The sequence below is a fragment of the Amycolatopsis kentuckyensis genome (assembly GCF_002155975.1).
GTDB lineage: Bacteria > Actinomycetota > Actinomycetes > Mycobacteriales > Pseudonocardiaceae > Amycolatopsis > Amycolatopsis kentuckyensis.
In genome coordinates, this window is the sequence record NZ_MUMI01000167.1 from 1 (window position 1) to 15,778 (window position 15,778).

16 protein-coding genes and 1 pseudogene are annotated in these 15,778 nt (G+C 71.6%); 6 read left to right on the forward strand and 11 right to left on the reverse strand.

Annotation, left to right across the window (positions count from 1 at the left end):
• Positions 1–287 (reverse strand): annotated as a pseudogene (locus CCN39_RS16965) (pentapeptide repeat-containing protein); the annotation flags it as partial.
• 45 nt (positions 288–332) lie between these two features.
• Entirely contained in the window at positions 333–2,096 is a 1,764-nt protein-coding gene (locus tag CCN39_RS16970; protein ID WP_086843096.1) for a beta-N-acetylhexosaminidase, read from the reverse strand.
• Positions 2,097–2,215: 119 nt separating this feature from the next.
• On the opposite strand from CCN39_RS16970, the gene CCN39_RS16975 reads away from it, so the two are divergent.
• Positions 2,216–3,265 (forward strand): NAD(P)H-dependent flavin oxidoreductase, encoded by a 1,050-nt coding sequence (locus tag CCN39_RS16975; RefSeq protein WP_086843098.1) that lies wholly within the window; start codon positions 2,216–2,218, stop codon positions 3,263–3,265.
• On the opposite strand, the gene CCN39_RS16980 is transcribed toward CCN39_RS16975, so the two are convergent.
• The 3 genes from CCN39_RS16980 to CCN39_RS16990 all read right to left on the reverse strand — a co-directional run bounded on the left by CCN39_RS16980 (position 3,262) and on the right by CCN39_RS16990 (position 6,949).
• Positions 3,262–4,701, reverse strand: coding sequence for an amino acid permease (locus CCN39_RS16980; protein ID WP_086843100.1), 1,440 nt, complete (start codon positions 4,699–4,701; stop codon positions 3,262–3,264). The two genes, CCN39_RS16975 and CCN39_RS16980, sit on opposite strands and share 4 nt — an antisense overlap.
• Before the next feature lie 90 nt (positions 4,702–4,791).
• Positions 4,792–5,835: an alpha/beta fold hydrolase gene (locus CCN39_RS16985; protein ID WP_086843102.1), complete on the reverse strand. Its 1,044-nt coding sequence runs from the start codon at positions 5,833–5,835 to the stop codon at positions 4,792–4,794.
• 148 nt (positions 5,836–5,983) lie between these two features.
• On the reverse strand, positions 5,984–6,949 hold the full coding sequence (locus CCN39_RS16990; protein WP_086843104.1) for a quinone oxidoreductase family protein: 966 nt from the start codon (positions 6,947–6,949) through the stop codon (positions 5,984–5,986).
• 59 nt (positions 6,950–7,008) lie between these two features.
• Between CCN39_RS16990 and CCN39_RS16995 the strand changes: the two genes are divergently transcribed.
• The 3 genes from CCN39_RS16995 to CCN39_RS17005 are packed head-to-tail and all read left to right on the forward strand — an operon-like array spanning position 7,009 to position 8,044.
• Positions 7,009–7,209 (forward strand): hypothetical protein, encoded by a 201-nt coding sequence (locus CCN39_RS16995; RefSeq protein WP_086843106.1) that lies wholly within the window; start codon positions 7,009–7,011, stop codon positions 7,207–7,209.
• Positions 7,210–7,220: 11 nt separating this feature from the next.
• Positions 7,221–7,679 (forward strand): guanyl-specific ribonuclease, encoded by a 459-nt coding sequence (locus CCN39_RS17000; protein WP_086843108.1) that lies wholly within the window; start codon positions 7,221–7,223, stop codon positions 7,677–7,679.
• Positions 7,676–8,044, forward strand: a complete 369-nt coding sequence (locus tag CCN39_RS17005) for a barstar family protein (RefSeq protein ID WP_086843110.1) — start codon at positions 7,676–7,678, stop codon at positions 8,042–8,044. The genes CCN39_RS17000 and CCN39_RS17005 overlap by 4 nt, the downstream gene beginning before the upstream one ends.
• On the opposite strand, the gene CCN39_RS17010 is transcribed toward CCN39_RS17005, so the two are convergent.
• The gene (locus CCN39_RS17010) at positions 8,019–8,996 is read right to left on the reverse strand and encodes an Lrp/AsnC family transcriptional regulator (protein ID WP_086843112.1); all 978 of its coding nucleotides are present in this window, start codon (positions 8,994–8,996) and stop codon (positions 8,019–8,021) included. The two genes, CCN39_RS17005 and CCN39_RS17010, sit on opposite strands and share 26 nt — an antisense overlap.
• A gap of 102 nt (positions 8,997–9,098) precedes the next feature.
• Here CCN39_RS17010 and CCN39_RS17015 point away from each other — a divergent pair, with 102 nt between their 5' ends.
• On the forward strand, positions 9,099–10,406 hold the full coding sequence (locus CCN39_RS17015; RefSeq protein WP_086843114.1) for an MFS transporter: 1,308 nt from the start codon (positions 9,099–9,101) through the stop codon (positions 10,404–10,406).
• On the opposite strand, the gene CCN39_RS17020 is transcribed toward CCN39_RS17015, so the two are convergent.
• Together CCN39_RS17020 and CCN39_RS17025 are read right to left on the reverse strand one after the other, a co-directional pair.
• A complete protein-coding gene (locus CCN39_RS17020) occupies positions 10,403–11,170 on the reverse strand; it encodes an enoyl-CoA hydratase family protein (protein ID WP_086843116.1) in 768 nt (255 codons plus the stop codon). The genes CCN39_RS17015 and CCN39_RS17020 overlap by 4 nt on opposite strands.
• A gap of 128 nt (positions 11,171–11,298) precedes the next feature.
• Positions 11,299–11,928: a cyclase gene (locus CCN39_RS17025; protein WP_086843118.1), complete on the reverse strand. Its 630-nt coding sequence runs from the start codon at positions 11,926–11,928 to the stop codon at positions 11,299–11,301.
• 491 nt (positions 11,929–12,419) lie between these two features.
• On the opposite strand from CCN39_RS17025, the gene CCN39_RS17030 reads away from it, so the two are divergent.
• On the forward strand, positions 12,420–12,659 hold the full coding sequence (locus CCN39_RS17030; RefSeq protein WP_086843119.1) for a hypothetical protein: 240 nt from the start codon (positions 12,420–12,422) through the stop codon (positions 12,657–12,659).
• Between the two features lie 739 nt (positions 12,660–13,398).
• Here the strand turns inward: CCN39_RS17030 and CCN39_RS17040 are convergent.
• From CCN39_RS17040 to CCN39_RS17050, 3 genes are all read right to left on the reverse strand, one after another.
• A complete protein-coding gene (locus CCN39_RS17040) occupies positions 13,399–14,136 on the reverse strand; it encodes a sirohydrochlorin chelatase (protein ID WP_086843123.1) in 738 nt (245 codons plus the stop codon).
• Positions 14,133–15,395: a sulfate adenylyltransferase subunit 1 gene (locus tag CCN39_RS17045; RefSeq protein ID WP_086843124.1), complete on the reverse strand. Its 1,263-nt coding sequence runs from the start codon at positions 15,393–15,395 to the stop codon at positions 14,133–14,135. The genes CCN39_RS17040 and CCN39_RS17045 overlap by 4 nt, the downstream gene beginning before the upstream one ends.
• On the reverse strand, positions 15,395–15,778 hold a 384-nt coding region (locus tag CCN39_RS17050), incomplete at its 5' end, for a phosphoadenosine phosphosulfate reductase domain-containing protein (RefSeq protein WP_158104516.1). The genes CCN39_RS17045 and CCN39_RS17050, both read right to left, overlap by 1 nt.

The window sequence follows — 15,778 nt, forward strand, 5'->3', positions numbered from 1 at the left end:
CGCAGTTCGAGCTCGCCCAGGCGCTGACGTCGTGCGGCCAGCACCAGCGCAACGGCTCCGCCCGCGCCGAGCACCACGTTTCCGGTCGCGCGGAAGACGTCCAGCTGCGCCTGGTCCGCCGGGGTGCCGGCGCCGAACAGCGCCAGCAGGAGCCAGAGCGTCCCGAGCGCGACCACGACGACGATCAGCCCGGCGAGCACGATGGCACGCGTGCTGAGCACCTTGCCCAAGCGCTCGGCGCGAAAGCCGGGCTCTCGGCCGTCCGGTCGTGCGGGCGTTTCGCTCACCCGTCGACTGTGCCACGCCCGGGCCGCCTCCGGGAACAGCTCAGGTCAGCAGGCGCCGTTGTCGGTCCAGACTCCCCACTGGCCCGTCGTTCCCGGCTCCTCTCCCTGCGTCCACCACTTCGCCGTCCACTTGTGGCCGTTGTGGGACACCACGTTCCCGCCCGGGTAGACCTGCGTGGCGCTCCACGCCGGGTCCGCGCAGGTACCCGGGTTCGTCGTTCCGCCCGTGTCCCACGCGATCTGCGAAGACCGGTAGAAGTTGATGCCCTGCGCCACCCACCGCGGCGCCTGGGCCCCCAGCCGGGTCCGGAACGCCGTCCAGTCGTGCGTCGACCACGGGGACCAGCCCAGCTCCGCGTGCGCCGCCAACCGGGGGAACACGAGGTAGTCGATGTCCGCCGGGTTGACCACCGTCTCCGTCCACAGTGGTGACTCCACGCCGCGGACCGCCGACTCGCCCACGCCCGACAGGTACGCTCCCGGGTTCCAGTTGTACGCGTCCTGAATCTCGATGTAGCCCGCCCACGACAGGCCGATGGGCGTCGAGCTGTTGTACTTCATGTCCAGGTACGCCTTGTTCGCCGGCGACAGGATCACCTTGCTGCCGCGGGAAACCGCCGTCGAGACCCCCGAGTCCGATGTGGACGTTCCCCAGAACTGCGGGGTCGCCGAAGCGGGCAGGGACGCCTTCGCGATGTCGTGCCAGCCCACCACCGATTTGCCCGTCGCCGCCACCAGGGGAAGCACCTTGTTCATGAACGTCAGGTAGTCCGCCTGCGAGGTCGCCGACGCTTCGTCGCCGCCGATGTGGAGGTACGGGCCCGGGGTCAGGGCCGCCAGCTCGCGCAGGACATCCGCGACGAACGTGTACGTGATGTCCTTCGAGATGCACAGCGAGCTGTAGCCAACCGCCGTGTCCGTGCGCAGGGCGGGCGCCACGCCGTTGCAGTTCAGCTCCGCGTACGACGCCAGGGCCGCGTTCACGTGTCCCGGCATGTCGATCTCCGGGATGATCGTGATGTGGCGGGACGCCGCGTAGTTCACGATGTCCGTGTACTGCGCCTTCGTGTAGTAGCCGCCCGCGCCGCCGCCGACCTGGGTGCTGCCGCCGTACGTCGCCAGGCGGGGCCAGCTGTCGATCTGGATGCGCCAGCCCTGGTCGTCGGCCAGGTGCAGGTGCAGGTGGTTGATCTTGTACTGGGCCAGCTGGTCGAGGTACCGCTTGACCGTCGACACCGGGTGGAAGTGGCGGGCGACGTCGAGCATCGCGCCGCGGTAGGCGAAGCGCGGGTAGTCGAGCACCGTCGCGCCCGGGATGCTCCACGGCCCGGGCTGGGCCGAGGCGCTTTCGACCCGGCCCGGCAGCAGCTGCCGCAACGTCTGGACCGCGGCGAACAGACCGTCCGCGGTCGTGGCCCGCACGGTGACCGACGACGCCGTCGACACCAGCTGGTAACCCTGCGCGCCGACGGACGCGGGCGCGCCGCTCAGCAGCAGCGCGATGCTGTCGGACGGCACGGCTGCGGGCGCGTCGGACACCGGCAGCGCGAAGCCGGTCGACGGCCGCAGCACGCCGGCCAGGTAGTCGCCGACCTGCCGGGCCGGTGCCGAACCGGCCTCGGTGACGATCTTCGTGGTCGAGACCAGCGGGAACGCGACACCGGCCGCCGGGGTCACCGAGACCGGCACCGGCACGATCGACTGCAACGCCGGGGTGGCCGCTTCGGCCTGCGTGAGCTGGGTACCGGCGCCGATCAGGGCCAGCACGGCGAGCGCGCGGCCGAGTCGCCGCGCGAACGGGTTCTTCACCGGGGGACCTCCTGGCGGGCAGGGCGCGACCTCGCCGTCGCACCTGTCCGGATCGTCGCACTTCCCGCCCATTTGGTCTAGACCAGCTTGGGTAGTCCTGGGGGACTACGCTCGGTGGCATGTTCGACGAGCTGACGTTCCCGGTCGTCGCCGCGCCGATGGCCGGCGGTCCCACCACTCCGGAGCTGGTCGCCGCGGTGTCCGAGGCCGGGGGCTTCGGCTTCCTTTCCGCCGGCATGCTCACCCCCGCGGCGCTGACCGCGCAGATCGACCGCACCGCCGAGCTCACCGGGCGGCCGTTCGGCGTCAACCTCTTCGTCCCGCAGCCCGATACCGGCGCCGACACCTCCGGCCACGAAACCCGCCTGCGGGAGTTCGCCCGCGAGTACGACGTCGAGCTCGGTGAGCCGAAGTGGGACGACGACGCCTACCCGGCGAAGCTGGACGTCGTGCTCGAGAAGCGTGTGCCGGTGGTCTCGTTCACCTTCGGCCCGCCCACGCCGTCGGACGTGGTGCGCCTGAAGGACGCCGGCAGCAAGATCGTCATCACCGTGACCACTCCGGAAGCCGCGCAGCGAGCGGCCGACCTCGGTGCCGACGCGCTCGTCGTCCAGGGCTTCGAAGCCGGCGGGCACCGCAGCCTGTTCACCGATGACCCGCGCCTGCCCGGCGGCGGCGCCGAATACGGCGTGCTCGCGCTCCTGAGGCTGGTCGCCGCCCGGGTCGAGCTGCCGCTGATCGCCGCCGGGGGGCTGGTGCACGGCGCCGACGTCGCGGCCGTGCTCGCCGCCGGGGCCGCGGCCGCCCAGCTGGGCACCGTTTTCCTGCGCGCGGACGAAGCCGGGACGTCCGAGGCGCACCGCAAGGCCCTCGCCCTGGCTGAGCGCGAGACGGCCTTCACCCGCGCGTTCAGCGGCCGCCCGGCGCGCGGGCTGGTCAACAAGTTCATGGACGCCCTGTCCGAAGGTGCGCCGGCCGCGTACCCGCAGCTCAACCACCTCGCGGGCCCGGTGCGCAAGGCATCCGCGAAGGCGGGCGACCCGGAAGCGATCTCGCTGTGGGCGGGCCAGACCTACCCGCTCGCCTACGACGCCTCGGCCGCCGTGATCATCGAACGGCTGAAGGTCGAGGCGCGCGAAGCCGCCGCACGCCTCGACCGGATCCGCTAGGCGCCCGGGCCGCGGTTCAGGACCGAGTGCCGCTTGCTGTACAGGAAGTAGACGATCAGGCCGAGGACGAACCAGACGGCGAACCGCAGCCAGGTCGCCGGCTGCAGGAACGTGATCAGCCAGATCGAGAACACGACGCCGATCGCGGGCACCACCGGCATGCCCGGCGTCTTGAACGTCCGGGGCAGGTCCGGCTGCTTGTAGCGCAGCACGATCACCGCGACGCAGACGACGACGAACGCGAGCAGGATGCCGATGTTCGTCAGCTCGGCGGCCTCGCCGATCGGCAGCACCCCGGCGATGATCGCCGCCGCGCCACCGAGGATCCACGTCATCCGGCTCGGCACCTGCCGCGCCGGGTTCGTCTTGCCCAGCCACGGCGGGAGCAGCCCGTCACGGCTCATCGAGTAGCCGACGCGGGTGGCGCCCATCAGGAACGTGAACAGCACGGTCAGGATGCCGACGATCGCGCCGATGGCGATCACCGTGGCCAGCCCGTCGAGGCCGACCGACTTGAACGCCGTCGAGAAGCCGCTCTTCGGGTCGATCTCGGTGTACTTCTGCATACCGGTCAGGACCAGGCAGGCCAGCACGTACAGCACCATCGAGATGGCCAGCGAGTACAGGATCGCCTTCGGCATGTGCCGCTGCGCGTCCTTGGACTCCTCTGCCGCGGTGCTCATGGCGTCATAACCGAAGACCGCGAAGAACACCGTCGCGGCGCCGGTCACCGCGCCGCCGAAGCCCGCGGGCGCGAACGGCGTGTAGTTGCCGGTCTTGACGTAGAAGAAGCCGACCAGGATGACCACCAGCACGATCAGGACCTTGATCCCGACCATCGCCGTCTCGAACCGGGCGGCGCTGCGGATGCCGCGGTTGAGCAGGTACGCGATCAGCAGGCACAGCAGGGCGGCGAACAGGTCGACCTTGTGGCCCGGCCCGGTACCGGGCGCGCCGAGCATCCACGCGGGCAGGTCCAGGCCGATCTGGCCGAGCAGGAAGTTGAAGTAGCCCGAGATGCCGATGGCCACCACCGCCACGATCGCGGTGTACTCCAGCAGCAGGTCCCAGCCGATGAACCAGCCGACGATCTCGCCGAGCACCGCGTAGCCGTAGGTGTAGGCCGAGCCGGCCTTCGGGATCAGGCCGGCGAACTCCGCGTAGGAGAACGCCGCCGCGGCGCTGGCGACCCCGGCGATGAGGAACGAGATCAGCACGGCCGGGCCGACTCCCGGGATACCCGCCGCGTCGTCGCCGTGCGCGACGCTGCCGGCGAGGGCGAAGATCCCGGCGCCGATGATGCCGCCGATGCCGATGGCGGTCAGCTGCCACAGCCCCAGGGTGCGTTGCAGGCCGCCGCTTTCCGCCGGATCCTGGATCTGGTCGATCGGCTTGCGCCGGAAGATGCCGGAGCTCGTGCCTCCTGGAGCGGACATCATCGCCTCCCGAGCGGTCGGTGGAAGGTCCGGATCACGGACCCTCGCCGGAACCTACCGCCAACTCCGCACGCTTACAGCCTGAGCTCGTCAGCCCGCCGCGGTGTCCTCGCTGACGGCCTTCGGCGCCGTCGCGGCAGCCCGCTTGGCCTGGGTGGTCCGGACCGCGCCCGCCGCGAAGTAGGTGAGCAGTTCCGCGATCTCCACCGGGGCGTCCAGCTGCGGGCAGTGCCCCCAGTCCTCGCGGACCAGCAGCCTGCTGTGCGGCACCAGCGTGTGCAGCTGCCGCCCGGACGCCGCGGTGACGAGCTTGTCCTTGCCGCACGCGACGACCAGCAGCGGGACCTCGACGGAATCCAGGCGGTAGGCGTCGGCGAGTTCCGCGACGAGCTGCCGGGCCTCCTCCAGCCGGTTCTTCGTCGCGCGGTAGTCCGGGAAGAGCGCGGTGAAGCGCTGGACCTGGGTCGCGTCGGCCGCGCCCGAATCGGCGTACAGCAACCGCGGGACGACCTGCTCGGCGACCTTGCGCACCAGGAAGCCCGGCACGGGAACGGGCAGGGACGAGTACAGCCGCAGCGGCAGCGGATAGCGCGCCACCGCGCGGATCAGCCACGAATCGACGAAGCCGGGCGCGGCGATCGACACGACGCCGGAGATCGGCAGCCTGCTGTTCTGCGCCGCGCGCAGGCTCATGGTGCCGCCGAGGGAGTTCCCGGCCAGCACGACCGAGCCGAGGACGGCCTGCTCGCGGACGACGGCGGTGGTGAACGCGTCGAGCTGCGGCAGCATCGGGCCCGGCCGCAACGGCTGGGCGTCACCGAAACCGGGCAGATCGACCGCAACCGCCGGGATTCCGGCGGCCGCGAGCTGCTCCAGGGCGGGGCGCCAGGTGTCGGCGCTGTCGCAGTAGCCGTGCAGGAGCACCAGGCGCGGGGTGGTGGGCCGGACGTGCGGCGCGGCGGCCCGGCGACGCAGTGAGCGGCGCGGAACCTCCGGCTCGGGAACGGTGTCGCCGACTTCCAGCACCCGGGTGCGGACGCCGGCGTAGCGCCGGAAGGAAACCTGGACCGGGTCCGGGTCGCTGCTGGGCCGGCCGTCCGGTCCAGCCGGCGCGGGCCGCTTCGTTGCGGTCATGACTACAGATTACCTGGCCGGACTTGGGTTTTGGTGGAATTTCGGTGCTAACGACCAGGTCTCGAACTGAACACGTCGAAAAATCACCAGATGACGAAATGATTTCCGCGCCGGGCGGATCCGGGGATCCGCCCAGCTCACGGCCGGTCTACCGGGTGAAGACGATCTTGCCTGCGGTGTCCCCTTCGAGCATCGCCCGGAACCCCTTGGGGGCCTCGGAAAATGTAAGTTCCGCACCGATCTGCGGCCGGACACCGGTCAGGTCGAGGTACGCGAGCAGATCCGCGAGCTCGTCGCGGGTGCCCATGGTCGAGCCGGCGACGCGCAGCTGGAGGAAGAAGACGCGCTGCAGCTCCGCGTTCGCGTCCGGGCCGCTGGTCGAGCCCGAGACCACGATGATCCCGCCCGGCTTGAGCGATTTGACCGAATGCGACCAGGTGGCCTTGCCGACGGTCTCGAACACGGCGTCGACGCGCTCGGGCAGCCGCGCGCCCGATTCGAACGCCTGGTGGGCGCCGAGGCTGGTGGCGAGAGCGCGCTTCTCCTCGGTGCGGCCGGTGACCCAGACCCGGAACCCGGCCGCGCGGCCGAGCTGGACCAGCGCCGTCGAGACGCCGCCGGAGGCACCCTGCACCAGCATCGTCTGCCCCGGCCGCAGCCCGGACTTCACGAAGAGCATCCGGTAGGCGGTCAGCCAGGCCGTGCCCATGACGGAGGCCTCGGCGAAGCTCAGCCCGGCGGGCTTCGGGACGACGTTGCGGGCCGGCACGACGACCTGGTCGGCGAAGGTGCCCTGGTGCTTCTCGGTGAGCAGGGTGCGCTTCGGGTCGAGCGTGTCGTCGCCCTGCCAGCCCGGCGCGTTGATCACGGAGTGGATGACGACCTCGGTGCCGTCGTCGAGGAGCCCGGCGCCGTCGCAGCCGAGGATCATCGGGAACTGGTCCGGTTTGATGCCGACGCCGCGCAGGGTCCAGAGGTCGTGCATGTTGAGGCTGGCCGCCTTGACCTGCACGCGGACCCAGCCGTCGGGCACTTCGGGTTCGGGGCGCTCGCCCACGACGAGCGAGTCCAGCGGGCTGTCGGCGTTGGGTTCCTGCGCGTACACGGCGAACATGCTTCGCAACGTACCTCCCCTGCGGCGCGGGGGCAGCAGGGCGCGCGTAGGCTCACACCGTGTTCAACGGGCTTGCCGACTGGTGGGACGGGGTCGAGCTGTGGCTCGCCCAGGCCTGGTTCCCGGTGCAGTTCGTGCTGGTCATGGTGGTCGTCGTGCCGCTGTGCCTGGCCGCCGCGTGGGTGCTCGACAAGGTGGTCGGGCTGTTCGCCCGCCGGCTGGCTCCGGGGCGTGACGACGACTCCGACGGGTCGGCATAGGCTCGCGCACCATGTTCAACCGAAGGCGGATCACCGCCGCGCTGATCGGGCTCCTCGTGCTGGTGCTGGGGGGCTGGCTGGTCAAGGACAACCTCGGCGGCGGCTCGACGGCACCGAGTCCCGCTCCGAGCGTGACGACCACGCCCGCCAAGGGCGGTGCCGCGGTGCCGGGCGCGGACTCCGGGCTGCCGGTGAAGGCGCTTTCCGCGCTGCCGTCGCAGGCCGCGGACACGTGGAAGCTGATCGAGGCGGGCGGCCCGTACCCGTACCCGCGCAACGACGACGTCGTGTTCGAGAACCGGGAGAAGCGCTTGCCCGGCAAGAAGTCCGGCTACTACCACGAGTACACGGTGAAGACCCCGGGCAGTCCCGACCGCGGCGCCCGGCGGCTGATCACCGGGCAGGCGCACGAGCTGTACTACACCGGCGACCACTACGCGTCGTTCGTCGTCGTGGACCCGGCCCGATGAGCGCCGGCGAGCAGGCGAAGGCCGCCGCGGAAGAGGCGTTCTCCCGGGGTGCGTACCCGCACCTGGTGAATTCGCGGCCGACCGTCGACAAGGCCAGCACGCTCACCGCCTTCGCCGAAGCACTGTCCTTTCCGGACCACTTCGGGCACAACCTCGACGCGCTCTACGACTGCCTGACCGACCTGTCGTGGCTGCCGCCGGGGGAGCACGTGCTGATCTGGCCGGGCTCGGACGCCTTGCGCAAGGCCGAACCCAAGACGTACCTGGCCATCCGCAGCGTGCTTTCGGACGCGCAGCGCGCACTCGGCCCGAGCGGCCGCAGCGCCGGTTCGTGGCGGCTCACGGTCGTGCTGCCGGACGCCTGAGCGGCGTCCCCGCGCGTTTGACCGTGCGGATCACCGGCGCGCTTTCGAGGGTCTGCACGCCGGGGATCCCGGCGACGCGATCGGTGAGGTAGCGGTAGAGGTCGCGGCCGTCGCGGCAGTTGACCATCGCGGTGAGGTTCGTCGTGCCGGTGGTGGCGACGGCGAAGGACGTCTCGGCGTGGCCCGCCAGCGCCGCGCCCGCTGCGGCGAGGTGAGCGGGAGAGACAGTCAGCCACAACCGGGTTTCGGACCGGAAACCGAGGCGGGTCGGGGAGACGTCGAGGTGGAAGGTCAGCGTGCCGTGCCGCCGCAGCAGGTCCATCCGGCGGCGCACGGTGGAGTCGGACCAGCCGGTCGCTTTCGCCAGCGCGGTGTAGCTCGCGCGCCCGTCGTGGGCCAGCGCGTCGAGAAGGGGCTGGTCTTCGGGGTCGGGCGGGAGGCCGGTGCCGTCGGGCTCGGACGGGCGCAGCTGCTCGATCTGCGCGGGGGTCAGGCAGTGCAGCCCGCGCCAGCCGTCCGGCAGCGCGAACGTGTGGAGCAGTTCGTGCGCGGAGACGGCGGTGACCCGGCTCGCCCGCGGCAGCTTGCGCAGGAGCAGGTCATCGCGGCCGGCCGTGTCTGGGGCGTGCACGGTGCAGGAGATCTCGGTGCCGCCGGACAGCACGTGCACCCACGACACGTCGGACCGGTCGGCCAGCGCGTCCGCGACGGCGGCCCCGGCGTCCGGCGTCGTGCGCAGGCGCAGCGTCCACGTCGTGTAGCCGGCCTCGCCGCCGCTGATCGCACCCGTGACGCGGAGGACGCCGGCCGCGTGCAGTCGCCGGTAGCGCCGCGCGACCGTGTTCTCCGAGACGCCGAGCACCTGGCCCAGCGTGCGCAGTGGGGCGCGGCCGTCGAGCTGCAGCGCGTGGACCAGGCCGCGGTCGACGTCGTCCAGGGTGACGGTTTCCATGCTGGCACCCTAGGTCATGACGGTATCCGGCAGACTTGTCGACCTTTGTGGTGAGGACCGGCGTCACGACCGCACCCTTCGGAGGACTCGAAGGGAGATTCGATGCGCAAGTGGTGGCCGTTGCTCGCCGTGTGTGCGGGCTCGTTCCTGTTCCTGCTGGACACCACCGTCGTCACGGTGGCCCTGCCCCGGATCGGCGCCGATCTGACGGCGTCGGTGGGGCAGCTGCAGTGGGTGCCGGACGTCTACACGCTGGTGCTGGCGGTGCTCATGCTCGCGGCGGGTTCGCTCGCCGACCGCTGGGGCCTGCGGCGGGTGTTCCTCGCCGGGCTGGCCGTGTTCGGCCTGGCGTCCCTGGCCTGTGGCCTGGCCCCGGACATCGGGACGCTGATCGCGGCCCGTGGCGTGCAGGCGGTCGGCGGCTCGGCGCTGGCGGTGACCGGGTTCGCGATCCTGGCCGCTTCCTACGAAGGACGTGCGCGCGGGACCGCGATCAGCGTGTTCTTCGCGGTGAACGGGCTCGGGGCGGCGGCGGGTCCGGTGGTCGGCGGGGTGCTGACCGAGTACTTCGGCTGGGCGGCGATCTTCTTCGTCAACGTCCCGCTGGCGGTGCTGACGGCGGTGTTCGCCGCACTGGTGCTGCGGCCGGACACCCCGGCCCGACGTGGCCGGTTCGACGTCGCGGGTGCGGTGTGGTTCGCGGTCTTCGCCGCGAGCTTGGTGCACGGGCTGACCCTGGGCGGCTCCGGACGGTGGACTTCTCCGGCCACCGTGGGAGCGCTGGGGGTTTCGGTGGCCGCCTTCGCCGGTTTCGTGCTGGTGGAACGCCGTCGTGCGGAACCGATGCTGGAGCTGGGGTTGTTCCGCGACGGCGAGTTCACGACGCTGATCGCGTGCGCGGCGGCTTCGACGCTGACTTTCGCCGCCCTGGTCTACGTTTCGCTGTGGCTGCAGACCGGGCGTTCGCTGGGGCCGGTCGCCGCCGGGCTCGCGCTGGCGCCGCTGGCGGTGGCGTCGTTCCTGACTTCGACGTTCGCCGGTCGCTTCCTGCACCGGTTCCCGCCGCGGGTGCTGCTGGGCGTGGGCGTGCTGCTCGGTGCGTTCGGCTGCCTGCTGCAGTGGAGCGTCGGGATCGCCGTCGGACTGGCGGTGACCGGGATCGGCGTCGGGATTTCGGGGCCGGCCATGGGCGCCGCGATAGCGACCGCGGCACCGCCGGGCCGGGCCGGGATGGCCGGGGGCATTCTGACGACGACCCGGCAGTTCGGGCAGACGCTCGGGGTCGCGGTGCTCGGGATCGCTTACCAGGCAGGCGGTTTGGCACCGGTGTACGTGGTCGCCGCGCTGTGCGGCGGGGTGACGGGCCTGCTCGCCCTGCTGCCGCGCAAGCAGGCCCGCGTGCCGGCTTAGTCCTGCGGGACCCAGTTCGGCTTGCGCTTCTGGGCGAAGGCCAGGATGCCCTCCTGGCCTTCCTCACTGGCGAAGAACTTCGCCGACAGGCCGAGCATTTCCTCGAAGCCGTCCGACGGCGTGGCCGGGCGGGGGCGGCTCAGCAGCGCCTTCGTCTCGGCCAGCGCCTTCGGGCCGCCGGCCGCGAGCGCCTTGACGTACCGGGCGACCTCGCCGTCGAGGTCGTCGGACGCCGAGTTCAGCAGGCCGATCTCGACCGCGCGGCGGGCGTCGAACGTGTCGCCCGTCAGGAACAGCTCGTGCGCCGCACGCGGGTTCAGCCGCGGGAGGACCGTCAGGGAGATGATCGCCGGCACCACGCCGATGCGGACTTCGGAGAAGGCGAACGTCGCTGCCGGCACCGCCACGGCGATGTCGCACGCCGCCACCATGCCGATGCCGCCCGCCCGCGCCGGGCCCGCCAGGCGCGCCACCACCGGCTTCGGGCTGGTCCACAGCTGCTCGAGAATGCGGGGGAACTCGTTCACGCCCTGGTCGCCCGCGCCGGCACCGCGGGCTTCCTTCAGGTCCATCCCCGCGCAGAACACCGGCCCGGTGTGGGTCAGCACGATCACGCGCACGGCGTTGTCGGCGGCCGCTTTCGCGAGTGAGTCCGAGAGTTCGCGGCGCAGCTGCGCCGAGAGCGCGTTGCGGTTGTGCGGGGAGTCCAGGGTGATCGTGGCGGTGCCGCCCACCACGTCGTAGTGCACCAGTTCGTCAGCCATGTCCGTCACCTTCGCACACTCGCCGCGCGTGGCCGGTGTTACGCGGGGCACAGCGCTCGAAGGCGCGGATCGACGCTGCCCGTGCGGTCACCCTGCGGGCGGCGAACCGCCCGCAGGGTGACCGGCGCTCAGCCGATGGTCGTCGTGGTGAAGACGGGGCTGGGGTTGGGGAAGCAGGCCGTCGGCGCGGTGAGGTCGCCGATGATCGTGCTCGCCACCGCCTTGAACGTCAGCCCGGGGTCGCTGTAGCTGGTGCCGCCCAGCTTCGTCTGGATGGTGCCCGACTGGCCCGCGGTCAGGTGCGCGGTGACCGTGGGCAGTTCGAAGGTGGCGCCACCCGCGATCGGGCCGGGGAAGCTCAGCGTGGCGACGCCGTTCGCGACGGAGATGGTCGGCGGGGTGGTGCCCAGGCCGGAGCCGCCGGCGAGGTCCGCGCCGACGTAGGAGGAGTTGGCCGGGATCGGGATCTTGAGCGCGAAGGTGTTGATGTTCTTGACCTTGTTCCCGCTCACCTCGGCCGGGACGGTGTTCGGCGCCGGATCGATGACGACGTCGAACGCGGCACCGGGCGCGACGGTCGGCGGCGCGGTCACGTCGGCGTCCTGGTTGAGCGCGACCTTCTGCGGGCCGACGATCGGGGCGTTGGCTTGGCAGTCGAAGGTGACGCTGGTGGCGGCCGACGCCGGAGCGGCGAGGGCGATCGGCAGGACCGCGGCCGCGGTCAGCGCGGCGAGCCGGGAAAAGTGAAGAGCTTTCATCTGTGTCCACCTACCTGCGGTTTCACGAGGGGAGGGAAGAAAGCTGCGCAGCAGTTCAGATAGTTACCGGCAAGTTAACTACCACGTCAAGGATTCACCGTTCCCATGTACCCGGAGTCACGGAAAATGTGAATGAGACTCACCTTCTGGCGGTGGTGGCACGCCCCCGGGTACGCAGGGTGGTCAGTAAGCTCCGGACATGGCCACCACCCGCCGCCAGGCTGCTGTGCGTGGCCTGGCTTCGAATCCCGCTACTCCCGACGACCTCGCGATCCGGCTGATCCAGGACCCCGAACTGGCCTACGCCGTGGTCCGGGTCAGGTCGGAGATCAGTGAGCGCTTCGCGGACGCCGTGATCGAACGGGGGCCCGACAGTGCGGGGTGGCTGGCCGCCAACGAGTCGACGCCGCAGGGCATCCTGCTTCGGCTGTCCGGACACCCTTCGGCAGAGGTGCGCGGCCTCGGCGGCTCGCGGGATCACGGACGAGCAGGTGCGCACCCGGCTCGCCGCCGACCCCGCGGTCGAGGTGCGCAAGGCGCTGGCCGAACGCTGGCACAACCCGCCGCCAGAGGTGCTGCGGGCGTGGCTGACCGACGAAGACGGCGACGTCCGTTGCACCGCACTGCACTGGTCTGCCGTCCCACCGCCGCCCGATCTGCTCGACGCGCTCCTCGCCGACCCGGTGACGAGCGCGGACGCCCTCGGTACGTCGACCTCACGCCGGAGCTGATCGCTCGGTTCACCGAGGCCGATGACGCGGACGAGCACTTCCGCCTGGCCAACCACCCCGGTCTGCCCGCCGGGACAGTTCGATCGCTCGCCGAGACCGAGAACGAGATGTTCATGGTCGGCCTGCTGCTGAACCGGGCCACTTCGGGAGACGTCCGGGACGTCCTGCTCGCCAAAGTGCCCGCACTGCACCCCCTCCGCCAGTGGACGGTGGGCTATTACCTGTCCAACCTGTCGCGGGACGTCAGGGAGGTGCGGTGGCTCCGCGAGATGCCACTCGCCGGACGCCTGGAGTACCTCGATTCCCCGTACGAGTTCTTCCGGACGGTCGTGGCGGGCAGCCGGGATCTCCCGCCATGGGCCGTCGACCGCCTGATGACCGACGATTCGACGATGGTCCGCCGCGTCACCGCGGCCCACCATGATTCCGTGTCCGGCGCCGCACTCGAAGAGCTGCTCGTCTCACACGGCGAGAGCCGGGAGTTCCGGCGGTCGCTGACCGGCCATCCCCGCTTTCCCCGGGACGCCTTCCTCCGGTTCGCGCACAGCCGCGACTCCGGCCTGCGCGCCATTGCTTGCTCGTATCCCGATCTCCCGGCGCCGCTGGTCGCCGACATCGCCACGGATCCTGCGCCCGGCACACGAGAAGCCGCCGCCCGCCACCCGAACGTCCCTTCCCGACGGTCCGGCGGCTGCCCGTGGCCGACATGCATGCGATTTTCGACGCCTAGCGCCGGGTGTCAGGCGTACTGCCGAAGCAGCCCGCTGACCGCGGACGCGTACCGGCTGACCACCACGTCGGCGACGCGCGGGTCGTTCGCCAATGGTGCGGCGATGAACGCGTCCGGATCCGCCTCGCGGGCCAACCGCGCGATCCGGTCCGGCAGCAGGCCCGGGGCCAGGAACCACGACGCGACGACCAGGTGCTGAGCACCCCGCGCTCGCAGTGCCGCCGCCGCGGCGGGGATGTCCGGCTGGGTCGCGGAAGCGAACGCCTCGCTCACCGGGAGGCCCAGCCGCTCTTCCCAGCGGGAAGCCAGCCCGGCGACGACGGCGTTCGCGGAAGCGTTCGACGAGCCGACCGCGCTGACGATCACGCCGGTGTCCCCGCGGCGAGGCGCCGCCGCCAGCCGGTCGAGGGCGACGGCTTCCAGGGCCGGGTCGGCGCCGAGCACGTCGGACGTCCGCACGACGAAGCCCGGGCAGTCCGCGACGACCTCGTCGATCAGCGCCGGCAGGTCGACCCGGGCGTGGAACGCGCTGCCCAGCAGCAGTGGCACCACGACCGCCGTCCGGTGCCCGTCCGCGTACAGCGACCGCAGCACGTCCGTGACGAGCGGCGCCGACAGGTCCAGGAAGGACTCGTACACCGACGCGCCCGGTGCCTGGGCGCGCACGACGTCGACGAGCGCCCGCACGGTCTCGGCCGAGCGGGGATCACGACTGCCGTGCGCGACGGCGACCAGGGGAGGCGTCACGAGAAGCGCTCACCCACCAGCCCGGCGGCGAGGGTGTCGCCGTCCTTCGGGTCGATCACCAGGAACGCGCCGGTGCGCGGGCTGACGCCGTAGTCGTCGACGCCCAGCTCCTCGGCCAGGCGCAGCGTGACCAGCCCGATGTCGTTGAGCTCCAACGACGGCGGCGAGTCCACACTGGACAATGCCTGCTCGTCGAAGCGCGCGTGCAACTCGTCCACCAGCGCCTGCACCGTCCGGGTGCCGTGCTTGACCAGCACGCGCGCGCCCGGCTTCAGCGGCTTGGACGACAGCCAGCACAGCGTTCCGGTGATCTCGTCGGTGACGCGCGGCGGCGCGTCCGCGGCGGCGATCAGGTCGCCGCGGGAGATGTCGATGTCGTCGGCGAGCAGCAGCGTCACCGACGTCCCGGCGCCGGCCTCCGCGAGCGGGCCGTCCGCGGTGTCGATCCGCTCGACCCGGCTGCGGATGCCCTGCGGCAGCACGACGATCTCGTCGCCCGGCCGCACCGTGCCGGCCGCGATCTGGCCCGCGTAGCCGCGGTAGTCCGGGTACTCGGGCGTGCGCGGGCGGATCACGTACTGCACCGGGAACCGCAGCGCCGAGTCGTGCGGGTCGGGCGCGACCGGCACGTCCTCCAGGTGCTCCAGCAGGCTCGGCCCGGTGTACCACGGCGTCCGCTCCGAGCGCGTCGCGACGTTGTCGCCCTCCAGCGCCGACACCGGGATCGCGAGCACCGAACCCCGCGCGTAGCCGAGCGACAGCGCGTGCGCGGCGAACTCCTCGGCGATCACCGTGAACGTCGCCTCGTCGTAGCCGACCAGGTCGATCTTGTTCACCGCCAGCACCAGCTGCGGCACGCCGAGCAGGGCCAGCACGGCCGCGTGCCGCCGGGTCTGCTCGATCACGCCCTTGCGCGCGTCGACGAGCAGCACGGCCAGCTGCGCGGTGGACGCGCCGGTCACCGTGTTGCGCGTGTACTGCACGTGCCCCGGCGTGTCGGCCAGCACGAACGACCGCTTCGGCGTGGCGAAGTAGCGGTAGGCGACGTCGATGGTGATGCCCTGCTCACGCTCCGAGCGCAGGCCGTCGACCAGCAGCGACAGGTCCGGAGTGGACAGTCCCTTGTCGACGGACGCGCGGGTCACCGCGTCGAGCTGGTCGGCGAGCACCGACTTCGTGTCGTACAACAGGCGGCCGACCAGGGTCGACTTGCCGTCGTCGACGCTCCCGGCGGTGGCCAGGCGCAGCAGCGAACTCATCAGAAGTACCCCTCACGCTTGCGGTCTTCCATGGCCGCCTCGGACATCCGGTCGTCGGCCCGGGTCGCGCCGCGCTCGGTGAGCCGCGAGGCCGACACTTCGGCGATGACGTCTTCGACGGTGGCCGCGGTGGATTCGATCGCGCCGGTGCACGAGCCGTCGCCGACGGTCCGGTAGCGGACGGTCAGCTCCCGGACCTCTTCGCCCGGCCGCGGACCGCCCCACGGGCCCTCGGCCAGCAGCATCCCGTCGCGCAGGTACACCTCGCGCCGGTGCGCGTAGTAGATCGACGGCAGCTCGACCTTCTCGCGGGCGATGTAGTTCCAGACGTCGGCCTCGGTCCAGTTGGACAGCGGGAAGACGCGGACCTGCTCGCCCGGGCG

Bases quoted from the DNA above. Each gene is read 5' to 3' on its own strand.
- CCN39_RS16985 (WP_086843102.1), bottom strand. From the start codon at position 5,835: ATGACCGCAACGAAGCGGCCCGCGCCGGCTGGACCGGACGGCCGGCCC.
- CCN39_RS17025 (WP_086843118.1), bottom strand. From the start codon at position 11,928: ATGAAAGCTCTTCACTTTTCCCGGCTCGCCGCGCTGACCGCGGCCGCG.
- CCN39_RS17045 (WP_086843124.1), bottom strand. From the start codon at position 15,395: ATGAGTTCGCTGCTGCGCCTGGCCACCGCCGGGAGCGTCGACGACGGC.
- CCN39_RS17010 (WP_086843112.1), bottom strand. From the start codon at position 8,996: ATGGAAACCGTCACCCTGGACGACGTCGACCGCGGCCTGGTCCACGCG.
- CCN39_RS16980 (WP_086843100.1), bottom strand. From the start codon at position 4,701: ATGTCCGCTCCAGGAGGCACGAGCTCCGGCATCTTCCGGCGCAAGCCG.
- CCN39_RS16990 (WP_086843104.1), bottom strand. From the start codon at position 6,949: ATGTTCGCCGTGTACGCGCAGGAACCCAACGCCGACAGCCCGCTGGAC.
- CCN39_RS17005 (WP_086843110.1), top strand. From the start codon at position 7,676: ATGAGCGCCGGCGAGCAGGCGAAGGCCGCCGCGGAAGAGGCGTTCTCC.
- CCN39_RS17015 (WP_086843114.1), top strand. From the start codon at position 9,099: ATGCGCAAGTGGTGGCCGTTGCTCGCCGTGTGTGCGGGCTCGTTCCTG.
- CCN39_RS17000 (WP_086843108.1), top strand. From the start codon at position 7,221: ATGTTCAACCGAAGGCGGATCACCGCCGCGCTGATCGGGCTCCTCGTG.
- CCN39_RS17020 (WP_086843116.1), bottom strand. From the start codon at position 11,170: ATGGCTGACGAACTGGTGCACTACGACGTGGTGGGCGGCACCGCCACG.
- CCN39_RS16975 (WP_086843098.1), top strand. From the start codon at position 2,216: ATGTTCGACGAGCTGACGTTCCCGGTCGTCGCCGCGCCGATGGCCGGC.